This is a genomic window from Nocardioides thalensis, assembly GCF_013410655.1.
GTDB lineage: Bacteria > Actinomycetota > Actinomycetes > Propionibacteriales > Nocardioidaceae > Nocardioides > Nocardioides thalensis.
Genome location: NZ_JACCFP010000001.1, coordinates 248,118 through 261,713, shown reverse-complemented (window position 1 = coordinate 261,713; position 13,596 = coordinate 248,118). Strand labels below are relative to the sequence as shown.

Here is a 13,596-nt window from a genome sequence, read left to right as displayed (position 1 = left end):
GGTCACTTCACATCCTCTTCGCTCGACGCCGTGGCGGAGTCCTTGCCACTGGTCTCGGGCATCCGGCTCGGGTCCTGCCCGAGCTCGCCGGTGACCTCGTCGATGTCGTCGGCGTAGCCCGCGGGGGCACGCATGTCGCCGCGCGCGGCCAGGACCCGCGAGACGGAGGCCGCTGCCGGCGTACCGTCGGGGAGCAGGGCGGGGGTGTCGACCGCGTTGTGGCGGGCGTAGACGCCCGGCGGCGGCAGCGGGCCGAGGTGGGCGCCCTTCTCGCTGAAGTCACGCACCCGGCGCGCCGCGATGTCGGCCTGCGACTCCTTGGGCGCGAGGCGCTCGCGGTGGGCGAGCACCATCGCCCCGACGGCCGCGGTGATCAGCAGGGCGCTGGTGACCTCGAACGCGAAGACGTAGCGGGAGAAGAGCACGTCGGCGAGCGCCTGCACGTTGCCGCCCGCGTTGACCTCCTCGAGCCCGGCCGAGCTGCCGAGGGTGATCTGGGTGAGCCCGACCAGGAGCACGACGGCGAACAGCACACCCGAGATCCAGGCCATCAGCCGCTGGCCGCGCAGCGTCTCGACGAGCGAGTCGGACGCGTCGACGCCGACCAGCATGAGCACGAAGAGGAACAGCATGAGGATCGCGCCGGTGTAGACGATGATCTGGACCGCGAACAGGAACGGCGCCTCGAGGACGGCGTAGAGCACGGCGAGGCTGATCATCACGACCGCCAGCAGCAGCGCGGCGTGCACGGCCTTGCGGACGAACAGGATGCCGAGCGCCGCGACCACCATCAGCGGGGCGAGGATCCAGAACGCGATCATGCGGTCTCCTCCTGGGAGGGCGCCTGGGCCGCGACGGAGGCCGCCGGTCGGTCGCCGGCGTCGACCGGGGTCGCCGCGTTCTCGCCCCGGTAGTAGGCCGTCTCGTCGCCCAGCCGCTGCGGGTGCGGCGGCTGCTCCATGCCGGGCAGCAGCGGCGCCAGCAGGTCGGACTTCTCGTAGATCAGGTCGGCGCGGTTGTCGTCGGCCAGCTCGTACTCGTTGGTCATCGTCAGCGCGCGGGTGGGGCACGCCTCGATGCAGAGCCCGCACAGGATGCAGCGAAGGTAGTTGATCTGGTAGACGCGGCCGTAGCGCTCGCCGGCGCTGTAGCGCTGGCTGTTGCCGTCGGCGTCGGGGGTGTCGTCGTTCTGCGCGCCCTCGACGTAGATCGCGTCGGCCGGGCAGGCCCAGGCGCAGAGCTCGCACCCGACGCACTTCTCGAGGCCGTCGGGCCACCGGTTGAGCTGGTGGCGGCCGTGGAACCGCGGCGCCGTCGGGAACTTCTCCTTGGGGTACTGCTCCGTGACGACCTTGCGGAACATCGTGCGGAACGTGACGCCGAAGCCGGCGACGGGGTCCCAGAACTGCTCCTTGAGGGACGGGCCCTTCTGCGACTGCTCAGCCATGCGTTGACTCCTCGGGCTCCCTCACGTCGGTCACCTTGGTCACGTTGCTCTCGAACACCAGCGGCTGCGCCGCGCCACGGACCGCGCCGCCGGCGGGCATCGGCGGCACGGGGAAGCCGCCCGTGCGGGCGGGGCCGTCCGTCGTCGCCGCGGCCTCGGCCTTGGCGCCCTTCTCCGGCAGCAGGAAGGTCGCCAGCAGCAGCACGACCATGGCACCCACGAGGATCGCGAGCGTGCGCGGCTCCTGCAGCGTGTCCTGGTCGAGCCAGCCCTCGTTGCGGGCGAGCCGCATGAACGCCACGGCCACGGTCCACACCAGCGCAAGCGGGATGAGGCGCTTCCAGCCGAACGCCATGAACTGGTCGTAGCGCAGCCGGGGCAGCGAGCCGCGGAGCCAGATGAAGATGAAGATGAAGAACATCACCTTGCCGAAGAACCACAGCACCGGCCAGTAGCCGGAGTTGGCGCCGGCCCAGACCTCGTCGATCCAGAACGGCGCGTGCCAGCCGCCCAGGAACAGAGTGGTCGCGAGCGCCGACACCGTCGCCATGTTGATGTACTCGGCGAGGAAGAACAGGGCGAACTTCAGCGAGGAGTACTCGGTGTGGAAGCCGCCGACCAGCTCGCCCTCGGCCTCGGGCAGGTCGAACGGCGCGCGGTTGGTCTCGCCGACCATCGCGATCGTGTAGATCACGAACGACGGCAGCAGGATCAGCCCGAACCACAGGTCGTCCTGGGCGGCGACGATCTCGCTGGTCGACATCGAGCCGGCGTAGAGGAACACCGAGACGAGCGCCAGGCCCATAGCGACTTCGTAGGAGATCATCTGCGCGCTGGAGCGTAGGCCGCCGAGGAGGGAGTACGTCGACCCGCTCGACCAGCCGGCGAGCACGATGCCGTAGATGCCGATCGACGCGATCGCCATCACGAACAGCACGGCGACCGGCATGTCGGTCAGCTGGAGCGGCGTGTGCTCGCCGAAGAAGTTCACCTCGGGCCCGAACGGGATGACCGCGAACGTCACGAAGGCAGGCACGGTGGCGATGACCGGCGCGAGGATGAAGACCACCTTGTCGGCGGCCTTCGGCGTCAGGTCCTCCTTGAGCGCCAGCTTCACGCCGTCGGCCAGCGACTGCAGCAGGCCGAACGGGCCGTGCACGTTGGGCCCGATGCGGTGCTGCATCCGGGCGACGACGCGGCGCTCCCACCAGATGTTGAAGAGCGTCAGCAGCACGAGGACGACGAAGATCAACAGCGTCTTGAGGCCGACGACCCACCAGGGGTCGTTGCCGAACGCGTCGAGGCTCATGCCTCACCTCCACTGATCGTGACGGTCGAGCCCGGCGAGGCCAAGTCGGCCAGCACGCCGTTGCCGAACGAGTTGGCGGGCACCCAGACGACGCCGTCGACCAGGTCGTCGGCGACCTCTGCGGGCAGCGTCACCGACCCGCGGTCGCCGGTCAGCGTGACGGTCGCGCCGTGCTGGTCGAACGTCGCCGTCGACACCAGCGCGACCGGCGGGCGAGCGGTGGCCTTGAGGTACTTGTCGCCGTCCTGCATCACGCCGTTGTCGACCGACTGCTTCCAGCTCGCCAGCCGCAACGCCTCGCCCAGGTTGGTCGAGTAGTCCGAGCCGCTAGGCGAGGGCGTATCGAGACCCGGTCGCTCGCCGTCCCACGGCCCGAGGCTCTCCATCTCCGCCCGCACCTCCTCGACGGTGCGGAACCCCAGCGGGGCACCCATCTCGGCGGCGATGCCGGAGAGCGAGCGCAGGTCGGGCAGCGAGGCCGGGTTGGCGAGCGCCTGCGCGAACGCACGCGGGCGGCCCTCCCAGGTCACGAACGTGCCGGCCTTGTCGGTCACCGGCGCGACGGGCAGGACGACGTCAGCGGCCTGCGTGACCTCGGTGGACCGGAGGTCGAGCGCGACGACGAAGCCCGCGGCCTCGATCGCGGCCCGGGTCGCGGCCGGGTCGGCCGTGTCGCGCGGGTCGACCCCGGCGACCACCAGGCCGCCGAGCTCGCCGGCAACCAGGGCGGCGACGATCGCGTCGCCGTCGCGACCCTCGGCCTCGGGCAGGTGGTCGACGCCCCACGCGGTCGCGACGTCGACCCGGGCACCGGCGTCGGCGACCGGGCGGCCGCCGGGCAGCAGGTTCGGCAGGCAGCCGGCCTCGACGGCACCGCGGTCGCCGGCGCGACGCGGCACCCACGCGAGCCGGGCGCCGGACTTGGCGGCCAGCTCGGCGGCCGCGGCGAGGGCGCCGGGCACGGTGGCGAGACGCTCGCCGACGAGAACCACGGCGGACGCGTCGACGCCGTACTCGCTCTGCTCGAGGAGCGACCGGATCGCGCCAGCCTCGTCGCCGGGCGCGGTGGGCACCACGCGGGCACCGAGCTTGCGCAGGCCGCGCGTGGTGTACGGCGCGAGCGCCACGACCTGCGTGCGGCGGGCACGCGTCGCCTTGCGCAGCCGCAGCCAGATCGCGCCGGCCTCGTCCTCGGGCTCCAGCCCGACGAGCACCACCCGCGACGCCGACTCGAGGTCGCCGTACGTGACCGCCGTCGACAGCGCGACGTGGCTGGCGAGGAACGCCGCCTCCTCGGCGGAGTGCGGGCGCGCGCGGAAGTCGATGTCGTTGGTGCCGAGCGCGACGCGGGCGAACTTGTTGTAGGCGTAGGCGTCCTCGGCGGTCAGCCGGCCACCGGTGAGGACGCCGACCCCGCCGGCCTCCTTCGCGGCGGCCAGGCCGCGCGCCGCGACCGCGAACGCCTCGGGCCACGACGCGGGACGGAGCGAACCGTCCTCGTCACGCACCTGGGGGTAGGTGATCCGGTCGTCGCCGTGCGCGTAGGCGAACGCGTAGCGGTCCTTGTCGGTGATCCACTCCTCGTTGACCTCTGGGTCGTTGCCCGCGAGGCGGCGCATCACCTTGCCGCGGCGGTGGTCGACGCGGATCGCGGATCCGCACGCGTCGTGCTCGGCGACACCCGGCGTGGAGACGAGGTCGAAGGGGCGGGAGCGGAAGCGGTACTCCTCCGAGGTCAGCGCGCCGACCGGGCAGATCTGGATGACGTTGCCGGAGAAGTAGGAGAGGAACGGGGCGTCCTCGGCAATGCCGATCTGCTGCTGCGCCCCGCGCTCGACGAGCGCGATGAACGGGTCGCCGGCGATCTCGTCGGCGAAGCGCGTGCAGCGCTGGCAGACGATGCACCGCTCGCGGTCGAGCAGCACGTTGGGCGAGAGGTTGATCGGCTTCGGGAAGGTGCGCTTGGTGTTGTGGGCGCCGCCCGGGCTGTCGCCGCCGGAGAACCGGGACTCGCCGCGACCGTTGGACATCGCCTGGTTCTGCAGCGGGCACTCGCCGCCCTTGTCGCAGACGGGGCAGTCGAGCGGGTGGTTGATCAGCAGGAACTCCATGACGCCCTGCTGCGCCTTGTCGGCGACCGGGCTGGTCACCTGCGTATTGACCACCATGCCCTCCGCGACCGGAAGGGTGCAGGAGGCCTGCGGCTTCGGGAAGCCGCGGCCGTTGCCGGCGTCGGGCACGTCGACCAGGCACTGGCGGCAGGCGCCGACGGGCGCCAGCAGCGGGTGGTCGCAGAAGCGCGGCACCTGCACGCCGATCTGCTCGGCGGCGCGGATCACCAGGGTGTCCTTCGGGACGGCGACCTGGATGCCGTCGATCGTGACGTTGACCAGGTCGGTCGCCTGCTCCGGGGCCGTGGTCATGCGTGCACCTCCTGGCCTGCCCATGCGGTGGACCGCGCCGGGTCGAACGGGCACCCGCCCTGCGTCAGGTGGGCGAGGTACTCGTCGCGGAAGTAGTTGATCGAGCTCGAGATCGGGCTGGTCGCGCCGTCGCCGAGAGCGCAGAACGACCGGCCGAGGATGTTGTCGCACTGGTCGAGCAGCAGGTCGAGGTCGGCCTCGCTGCCCTCGCCCTTCTCGAGCCGGGCCAGCGTCTGCACCAGCCACCAGGTGCCCTCGCGGCACGGCGTGCACTTGCCGCAGGACTCGTGCTTGTAGAACTCCGTCCATCGCAGGACCGCGCGCACGACGCACACGGTCTCGTCGAAGATCTGGAGCGCGCGGGTGCCGAGCATCGAGCCGGCCGCGCCGACGCCCTCGAAGTCGAGCGGTACGTCGAGGTGCTCGGCGTTCAGCAGCGGGGTGCTGGACCCGCCGGGGGTCCAGAACTTCAGGTCGTGGCCGGCGCGCATGCCGCCAGCGAGGTCGAGCAGCTCGCGCAGGGTGATGCCGAGGGGCGCTTCGTACTGACCCGGCTGCTTCACGTGGCCGGACAGCGAGAAGATGCCGTAGCCCTTGGACTTCTCGGTGCCCATGGACGCGAACCAGTCAGCACCGTTGGCGATGATGCTCGGCACCGAGCTGATCGACTCGACGTTGTTGATGACCGTCGGGCTGGCGTAGAGGCCGGCGACGGCGGGGAACGGCGGCCGGAGCCGCGGCTGACCACGCCGACCCTCGAGGCCCTCGAGGAGCGCGGTCTCCTCGCCGCAGATGTAGGCGCCGGCGCCCGCGTGCACGACGACGTCGAGGTCGTAGCCGGAGCCGTGGATGTTCTTGCCGAGGTGGCCTGCGTCGTAGGCCTCCTGCACGGCGGCCTGCACCCGGCGGATCACGTGGAGGACCTCGCCCCGGATGTAGATGAACGCCTTGTTGGCGCGGATCGCGTAGGAGCTGATGATCACGCCCTCGACGAGCACGTGCGGGTTGCCCATCATCAGCGGGATGTCCTTGCAGGTGCCCGGCTCGGACTCGTCGGCGTTGACGACGAGGTACTTGGGCTTGGGGTTGTCCTGCGGGATGAACGACCACTTCATGCCGGTCGGGAAGCCCGCGCCGCCGCGACCGCGGAGGCCGGAGTCCTTGACGGCGGTGATGACGTCGTCGGGCGACATCGCGAACGCCTTGTCGAGCGCGCCGTAGCCGCCCTTCTCCTCGTACGCCGCCCGCGTCCACCCGCGGTCGACGTCCCACATGTCCGTGAGCACCGGAGTCAGCACGTCGGTCACTGCGCCTCCTTCTTCTCGGCCCCGGACTCGGTGGAGCTCGCCTTCTCGTCGACCGTCTCGGACTCGGCGCGACTCGTGTCGGCCTCGGCGACCGCGCCCTGCTTGCTCTCGGGAGCCGCGACGGCGGCCGCGGTCGCCGTACCCTCCGGAGCCTTCCAGCCGCGCTCGCGCGCGATGCGGAGCCCGGCGAGGCTCGCCTCGCCGGCGGTGGGGCCCTCGTCGACCCGGCCGTCGGGGAATCCGGCGAGCACGCGCTCGGCCTCACGCCAGGTGCACAGCTTGGGACCGCGCGTGGAGTGGACGTCGTTGCCGGTGCGCAGCGACTCGACCATGGTGACCGCCGACTCGGGGGTCTGGTTGTCCATGAACTCCCAGTTGACCATCACGACCGGGGCGTAGTCGCAGGCGGCGTTGCACTCGACGTGCTCGAGGCTGACGGAGTACTGGTCGCCCTGGCGCTTCTCGGCGACCTCGTCGTTGCCGACGCCGAGGTGCTCCTTGAGGCGCGAGAAGATCGCGTCGCCGCCCATGACCGCGCACAGCGTGTTGGTGCAGACGCCGACGTGGAAGTCGCCGACGCCGTGCCGCTTGTACATCGTGTAGAAGGTCGCGACGCCGCTCACCTCGGCCGCCGAGATGTCGAGGATGTCGGCGCAGGCCTCGATGGCCTCGGGAGTGATGCGACCCTCGACCGACTGCGCCAGGTGGAGCATCGGCAGCAGGCCGGAGCGCTTCTCCGGGTAGCGGTCCGCGATCTCGCGAAGCTCGCTGATCGTCTTGTCGTCGAGCGCCATTACCTGTCGACGCCTCCCATCACGGGGTCGATGCTGGCGATCGCGACGATCACGTCGGCGATCATGCTGCCCTCGCTCATCACGCCCATGGCCTGGAGGTTGTTGAACGAGGGGTCACGGAAGTGCGCGCGGAACGGGCGGGTCCCGCCGTCGGAGACGACGTGGGCGCCGAGCTCGCCTCGGGGGGACTCGATCGGCACGTAGGCCTGGCCAGCCGGGACCCGGAAACCCTCGGTGACCAGCTTGAAGTGGTGGATCAGGCCCTCCATCGACTCCGCCATGATGTGGCGGATGTGGTCGAGGCTGTTGCCCATGCCGTCGCTGCCGATCGCGAGCTGCGCGGGCCACGCGATCTTCTTGTCGGCGACCATGACCGGCGCGCCCTCGAGCTTGGCGAGGCGGTCGGCGGCCTGCTCGATGATGCGCAGCGACTCGTGCATCTCGTTGAGGCGCACCCGGAACCGGCCGTAGGAGTCGGCGGTGTCCCAGGTCTGCACGTCGAAGTCGTAGGTCTCGTAGCCGGAGTAGGGCTGGGTCTTGCGGAGGTCCCACGGGTAGCCGGTGCTGCGCAGCACCGGGCCGGTGAGGCCGAGAGCGAGGCAGCCCTCGAGGTCGAGGTGGCCCACGCCCTCGAGGCGCGCCTTGAAGATCGGGTTGGCGTTGCACAGCGCGGCGTACTCGGGGAGCCGCTTCTTCATCAGCTCCACGAAGCCGCGGATCTCGTCGAGGGCACCGGGAGGGAGGTCCTGCGCGACGCCGCCGGGCCGGATGAACGCGTGGTTCATGCGCAGCCCGGTGATCAGCTCGAAGAGGTCGAGCACCAGCTCGCGCTCGCGGAAGCCGATCGTCATCACGGTCAGCGCGCCGATCTCCATGCCGCCGGTCGCGATGCAGACCAGGTGGGAGGAGATGCGGTTGAGCTCCATGAGCAGGACCCGCATGACCTGGGCCTTCTCGGGGATGTCGTCCTCGATGTCGAGGAGCTTCTCCACGCCCAGGACGTAGGTCATCTCGTTGAAGAACGGGGAGAGGTAGTCCATCCGGGTGCAGAACGTGACGCCCTGCGTCCAGGAGCGGTACTCCATGTTCTTCTCGATGCCGGTGTGCAGGTAGCCGATGCCGCACCGGGCCTCGGTGACCGTCTCGCCCTCCAGCTCGAGGATCAGGCGGAGCACGCCGTGCGTCGACGGGTGCTGCGGGCCCATGTTGACGACGACCCGCTCCTGGGCGTCGCCGCCCTCGGCCGCGAGGCCGGACGCGATCTCGTCCCAGTCCTGCCCGCTGACCGTGAAGACCTTGCCCTCGCTGGTCTCGGACGTGCCTGCGTAGAGATCCTGATCTGTGGTCACGAGTAGCTCCTCCGCTGGTCCGGCGGCGGGATGGACGCGCCCTTGTACTCGACGGGGATGCCGCCGAGCGGGTAGTCCTTCCGCTGGGGGTGGCCCGGCCAGTCGTCGGGCATGAGGATCCGGGTCAGGGCCGGGTGGCCGTCGAAGACGAGCCCGAACATGTCGAACGTCTCGCGCTCGTGCCAGTCGACGGCGGGGTAGACGCCGCACAGCGACGGCAGGTGCGGGTCGGCGTCGGGGACGCTGACCTCCACCCGGATCCGCCGGTTGTGGGTCATCGACGTGAAGTGGTAGACGGCGTGCAGCTCGCGGCCCGTGTCGCCCGGGTAGTGCACGCCGCTGACGCCCGAGCACAGCTCGAAGCGCAGTGCCGGGTCGTCGCGCAGCAGCTTGGCCGCCGCGAGCAGATTGTCGCGCGAGATGTGGAACGTGATCTCGCCCCGGTGGATCACGACCTGGTCGATGAGCGGGTCCAGCCCGTCGGCCACGACGTCGAACCAGCCGCCGTACGGCCGCTGCGCCGCGCCGGGCAGCACGACCGCCGACACCAGGCCGCCGAACCCGCTGGTGTCACCGGTGCCGCTGGTGCCGAACATGCCGCGGCGCTCGCCGACCTGGCGGATCTCGTCGCGGGGGGCGGGGACGTTCTCCGGCGATTGGTCGACGGCGGGCTGCTCGACGGCCTCGGCCGGCTGGTCGGCCTTCTTGTCCGCGTCGGTCACCGGAGCATGCCCCTCATGTCGCTCGTCGGCAGGGCGACGAGACCCTCGGCCTCCAGCTCGCGGATCTGCGCCTCGCGGTTGGCGCCCAGCTTGGTGTGCTGGACCTTGTCGTGGAGCTTGAGGATCGCGTCGATGAGCATCTCGGGCCGCGGCGGGCACCCGGGGAGGTACATGTCGACGGGGACGACGTGGTCGACGCCCTGCACGATCGCGTAGTTGTTGAACATGCCGCCGCTGCTCGCGCACACGCCCATCGCGAGCACCCACTTGGGCTCGGCCATCTGGTCGTAGATCTGGCGCAGGACCGGAGCCATCTTCTGGCTCACGCGGCCGGCGACGATCATCAGGTCGGCCTGCCGCGGGCTGGCGCGGAAGACCTCCATGCCGAAGCGGGCGAGGTCGTACTTCGGCCCGCCGGACGTCATCATCTCGATCGCGCAGCAGGCCAGGCCGAACGTCGCCGGCCAGAAGCTGGCCTTGCGCATGTAGCCGGCCACACCCTCGACCGTGGTGAGCAGGACTCCGCTCGGGAGCTTCTCTTCAAGACCCATGAGTGCAGCTACCTCAGTCCCAATCGAGCCCGCCGCGGCGCCATACGTAGGCGTACGCGACGAAGACAGTGGCGATGAAGACGACCATCTCGAGCAGACCGAACAGACCCATGGAGTCGAAGTAGACGGCCCACGGGTAGAGGAAGATGATCTCGATGTCGAAGACGATGAAGAGCATCGCGGTGATGTAGTACTTCACCGGGAAGCGGCCGCCGATGGCCTGCGGCGTCGGCTCGATGCCGCACTCGTAGGAGTCCATCTTGGCGCGGTTGTAGCGCGACGGCCCGACGAAGGCGCTCATGACCACCGAGCCCACGGCGAACAGAGCGGCCAGTGCGGCAAGCACCAGCACCGGTGTGTAGAGCTCCATCGGCGTCCCTCCCCGGGTGTGATGTCCGGTCCGGTTCGTGATCTTGTGAACAGAATCACGAGTGGCGTGAGACACATACTGCCACCCCCCGGAGGCGCCTGCGCAAGGGGGTCGGCGGAGCGCAAATCACGCCCTGGCCAGGGGATTTACCGCACGTCCGCCTGCCCTAAATCAGGGCGTCCCTGGGTCAGGCGGTGGCCCGGTGCAGCGCGACGATGCCGCCGGAGAGGTTGCGCCACTCCGGCGCCTGCCAGCCGGCCTCGCGGATCATGGCCGCCAGGCCGGCCTGGTCGGGCCAGGCGCGGATCGACTCGGCGAGGTAGACGTAGGCGTCCGGGGCCGACGAGACGGTGCGGGCGATCGGCGGCAGCGCCTTCATCAGGTACTCGAGGTAGACCTGCCGCCACGGGCCCCACGTCGGGTGGCTGAACTCGCAGACCACGAGGCGCCCGCCGGGGCGGGTGACCCGGCGCATCTCGGCGAGGCCCTTGACCGGGTCGACGATGTTGCGCAGCCCGAAGGAGATCGTCACCGCGTCGAACGTGTCGTCGCGGAACGGCAGCCGCGTGCCGTCGCCCGCGGTGAAGGGCAGGTGCGGCAGCGACTGCTTGCCGACGGTCAGCATCCCGAGCGAGAAGTCGCACGGCACGACGGTGGCGCCTGCGTCGGCGAACGGCTGGCTCGAGGTGCCGGTGCCCGCCGCGAGGTCGAGGACGCGGTCGCCGTACTGCGGGTCGACGGCGTCGAGCACGACCTTGCGCCAGCGGCGGTCCTGGCCGAACGACAGCACGTCGTTGGTGAGGTCGTAGCGCCGCGCGACGGTGTCGAACATGCGACGGACGTCGGCGGGCTTCTTGTCGAGCGCTGCGCGGGCCACGTCCGCACCCTACGTCGTGCGATGCGCGCCACTTCCGGCAGATCGGTGCAACCAAGAAGCCGGGCACCGCGTCATGGAGGTACCAACACCACCGGATCTACCGAAGGAACCGCCATGTCCGTCCTGCGCCGCCTCACCCTGGTCGCGTTCGTCGCCGCGCTCTGCGCCTCGATCGCGTACGGCGCCGGCGCGCTCGTGCGCGACGGACAGCTCCCGTGGGCGGAGGCCGCCGAGGGCCCCACGCTCGCCGCGGAGGAGCCGAACCCCGACGACCCGGCCGGCGGCGCGGCCGACCCGGACGCCGTACCTCCGGCCGACACGCCGGACCCGACGCCCGAGCCCGAGCCCACCCCGAAGCCGGAGCCGGAGCTGAAGCCCGGGCCGGCGCTGCTCTCCCCCGGCGACGAGGGTGACGACGTCCGCGACCTGCAGGCGCGGCTCGCGCAGATCGACTGGTTCGACGCCGACGTGACCGGCTACTACGGCGACGTGACCGAGGAGGCCGTGCGCGGCTTCCAGGCCAAGCGCGAGATCCCGGTGACCGGCGAGGTCGACCGGCGCACGCTCGACCGGCTGCACGGGATGACCACCGAGCCGACCGAGGCCGAGCTCAGCGGCACCGCGTCGGGCAACGTGCCCGGCCCGCTCGACCCGCGCTGCGAGACCGGACGCGCGCTGTGCGTCGACAAGTCCACCAACACCCTGCGCTGGGTCGTCGACGGTGAGGTCCTGAAGCTGGTCGACGTGCGGTTCGGCGGCGAGCTCACGCCGACCCGGGAGGGCGCGTTCTCGGTCACCTACAAGAGCCGCGACCACGTGTCGAGCCTCTACGACACCCCGATGCCGTTCGCGATGTTCTTCTCTGACGGGCAGGCGGTGCACTACTCGGCCGACTTCGCGGCGGTCGGCTACGCCGGCGCCTCGCACGGCTGCGTCAACGTGCGCGACTACGACGCCGTGGCGTGGCTGTTCGACCAGGTCGCCGTGGGCGACAAGGTCATCGTCTACTGGAGCTGACTACTCGTTCTCGTCCGCGGAGGCCGCCTCGGCCTGGGCGATCGCGTCGTTGAGCGCGTCGACGGACTGCTCGGCGGTGAGCCCGTTGGCGTACACGTTGAACGTCAGGCCGAGCGCCTCCGCCTGGCACTGCACCTGGAACGGCACACTCTCGGCGGGGTCGGTGCCGTCCTGGGTGGCCTGGAACATCTGGCCGCAGACGGCGTCGCCGATCCGCACCAGGTCCTGCGAGAAGCCCTGGGCGGCCAGGGTCAGCTCGGCCGGGGCGGGCGGGCCGTTCTGCAGGAAGAACGCCGAGTCCGCCTCGGTGATGGTCAGGCTCATCTGGGTCTGGACGTCGGCGTCGGCGTAGCGCGCCACCGCGGTCTCGGCCTCGAAGGCCTCGGTGAGCGTCTCCGAGCTGTAGTCGTCCGCCTCCTTGACCTGCTCAGCGGCATCGGGCCGGACCTCGCCGATCCGGACCAGGCCGCGGTCGAGCAGCTCGTCGGGGAGCAGCTCCTCCAGCGGCGGGTGCGTCGGCTCGGCCGACGCCTCGGTCGAGTCGCCGACCACCTCCGGGAGCCCGACCACGAAGCCGACGAAGCCGACGAGCACCAGGACTCCGGCAAGGATTCCGACGATGGAGGAGCGCGCGATAGGCATTCCGACATGATGCCTGCCGTCCGCCGCCGGCCCGGTACCCGGGTCGCCCGGCGGACGCGTGGAGACCGCGAGGAGGGGGCTACAGGTCGGCGCCGTCCTCCAGCCGGACGTAGTCGAGTCCGGCGGCGCCGAGGATCCGGCCGAAGTGGCCGTCGGCGATCCCGAGGCCGGCGTCGGAGTAGACCCGGTCGTGGATCGCGACGTTGCGCGCCGCCCCGATCGTGCGGGCGAAGTCGATGCCCTCGGAGATCTTCATCCACGGCGCACTGACCGGCGCGAGGAGCACGTCGACGGGCACGCCCGGTCCGGTGAGGGCGTCTCCGGGATGGAAGACCGTGGTGCCGGCGCTGTCGTCGGGACCGTCGGAGAGCGTCATCAGGTAGCCGCTGTTGTGGAACCGCGGCAGGTCGGGGTGGATCACCGCGTGCAGCTCGCCGACCGCCTCGACGCCGAAGCCGCCGACGGCCCACGCCTCCTCGGGCTGCACGACGGTCACCCGCTCGGCCACGTCGGGCGCCTCCTCGCGGATCCGCGCCGCCACCGCGCCGATCGTGAACACCGGAGCGTCCGTACGGCGCAGCCGCTCCGGGTCGTAGTGGTCGGGGTGCTCGTGCGTGATCAGGATCGCGTCGGCCCCCTCCGCCGCGTCCTCCTGGGTGAACACCCCCGGGTCCAGCACCAGCGTCGTACCGCCGTGCTCGACCCGTACGCATGCGTGTCCGAGCTTCGTCAGTCGCATGCCCTCCACGTTACTGACGAACCGGCACGGTTGGCGGGCCGACCGGCAC

At 70.9% G+C, this 13,596-nt stretch carries 14 protein-coding genes; 1 reads left to right on the top strand and 13 read right to left on the bottom strand.

Going from position 1 to position 13,596, the window contains the following annotated elements; all coding sequences use genetic code 11:
• Nucleotides 1–2: 2 nt before the first annotated feature.
• From HNR19_RS01275 to HNR19_RS01225, 11 genes are all read right to left on the bottom strand, one after another.
• The gene (locus HNR19_RS01275; protein ID WP_179666186.1) at nt 3–821 is read right to left on the bottom strand and encodes an NADH-quinone oxidoreductase subunit J; all 819 of its coding nucleotides are present in this window, start codon (nt 819–821) and stop codon (nt 3–5) included.
• Entirely contained in the window at nt 818–1,447 is a 630-nt protein-coding gene (nuoI, locus tag HNR19_RS01270) for an NADH-quinone oxidoreductase subunit NuoI (protein WP_179666185.1), read from the bottom strand. Before nuoI ends, HNR19_RS01275 begins: the two co-directional genes overlap by 4 nt.
• On the bottom strand, nt 1,440–2,756 hold the full coding sequence (nuoH, locus tag HNR19_RS01265) for an NADH-quinone oxidoreductase subunit NuoH (protein ID WP_179666184.1): 1,317 nt from the start codon (nt 2,754–2,756) through the stop codon (nt 1,440–1,442). The genes nuoI and nuoH overlap by 8 nt, the downstream gene beginning before the upstream one ends.
• Nucleotides 2,753–5,179 (bottom strand): NADH-quinone oxidoreductase subunit G, encoded by a 2,427-nt coding sequence (locus HNR19_RS01260; protein WP_179666183.1) that lies wholly within the window; start codon nt 5,177–5,179, stop codon nt 2,753–2,755. The genes nuoH and HNR19_RS01260 overlap by 4 nt, the downstream gene beginning before the upstream one ends.
• Entirely contained in the window at nt 5,176–6,486 is a 1,311-nt protein-coding gene (gene nuoF, locus HNR19_RS01255; protein ID WP_343046999.1) for an NADH-quinone oxidoreductase subunit NuoF, read from the bottom strand. The genes HNR19_RS01260 and nuoF overlap by 4 nt, the downstream gene beginning before the upstream one ends.
• Nucleotides 6,483–7,280, bottom strand: a complete 798-nt coding sequence (gene nuoE / locus HNR19_RS01250) for an NADH-quinone oxidoreductase subunit NuoE (protein ID WP_179666182.1) — start codon at nt 7,278–7,280, stop codon at nt 6,483–6,485. Before nuoE ends, nuoF begins: the two co-directional genes overlap by 4 nt.
• Nucleotides 7,280–8,629: an NADH-quinone oxidoreductase subunit D gene (locus HNR19_RS01245; protein WP_179666181.1), complete on the bottom strand. Its 1,350-nt coding sequence runs from the start codon at nt 8,627–8,629 to the stop codon at nt 7,280–7,282. The genes nuoE and HNR19_RS01245 overlap by 1 nt, the downstream gene beginning before the upstream one ends.
• Nucleotides 8,626–9,351 carry an NADH-quinone oxidoreductase subunit C gene (locus HNR19_RS01240; RefSeq protein WP_179666180.1) on the bottom strand — a complete coding sequence of 242 codons (726 nt, stop codon included), beginning with the start codon at nt 9,349–9,351 and terminating at the stop codon, nt 8,626–8,628. The genes HNR19_RS01245 and HNR19_RS01240 overlap by 4 nt, the downstream gene beginning before the upstream one ends.
• On the bottom strand, nt 9,348–9,902 hold the full coding sequence (locus tag HNR19_RS01235) for a NuoB/complex I 20 kDa subunit family protein (protein WP_179666179.1): 555 nt from the start codon (nt 9,900–9,902) through the stop codon (nt 9,348–9,350). The genes HNR19_RS01240 and HNR19_RS01235 overlap by 4 nt, the downstream gene beginning before the upstream one ends.
• Before the next feature lie 13 nt (nt 9,903–9,915).
• Entirely contained in the window at nt 9,916–10,272 is a 357-nt protein-coding gene (locus tag HNR19_RS01230; RefSeq protein ID WP_179666178.1) for an NADH-quinone oxidoreductase subunit A, read from the bottom strand.
• 187 nt (nt 10,273–10,459) lie between these two features.
• Nucleotides 10,460–11,149 carry a demethylmenaquinone methyltransferase gene (locus HNR19_RS01225; protein ID WP_179666177.1) on the bottom strand — a complete coding sequence of 230 codons (690 nt, stop codon included), beginning with the start codon at nt 11,147–11,149 and terminating at the stop codon, nt 10,460–10,462.
• A gap of 114 nt (nt 11,150–11,263) precedes the next feature.
• On the opposite strand from HNR19_RS01225, the gene HNR19_RS01220 reads away from it, so the two are divergent.
• Complete coding sequence (locus tag HNR19_RS01220) at nt 11,264–12,166, top strand: L,D-transpeptidase family protein (protein WP_179666176.1); 903 nt, start codon at nt 11,264–11,266, stop codon at nt 12,164–12,166.
• Here the strand turns inward: HNR19_RS01220 and HNR19_RS01215 are convergent, their stop codons facing one another.
• A complete protein-coding gene (locus tag HNR19_RS01215) occupies nt 12,167–12,808 on the bottom strand; it encodes a hypothetical protein (protein WP_179666175.1) in 642 nt (213 codons plus the stop codon).
• A gap of 79 nt (nt 12,809–12,887) precedes the next feature.
• Nucleotides 12,888–13,547: an MBL fold metallo-hydrolase gene (locus HNR19_RS01210; RefSeq protein WP_179666174.1), complete on the bottom strand. Its 660-nt coding sequence runs from the start codon at nt 13,545–13,547 to the stop codon at nt 12,888–12,890.
• Nucleotides 13,548–13,596: the final 49 nt, after the last annotated feature.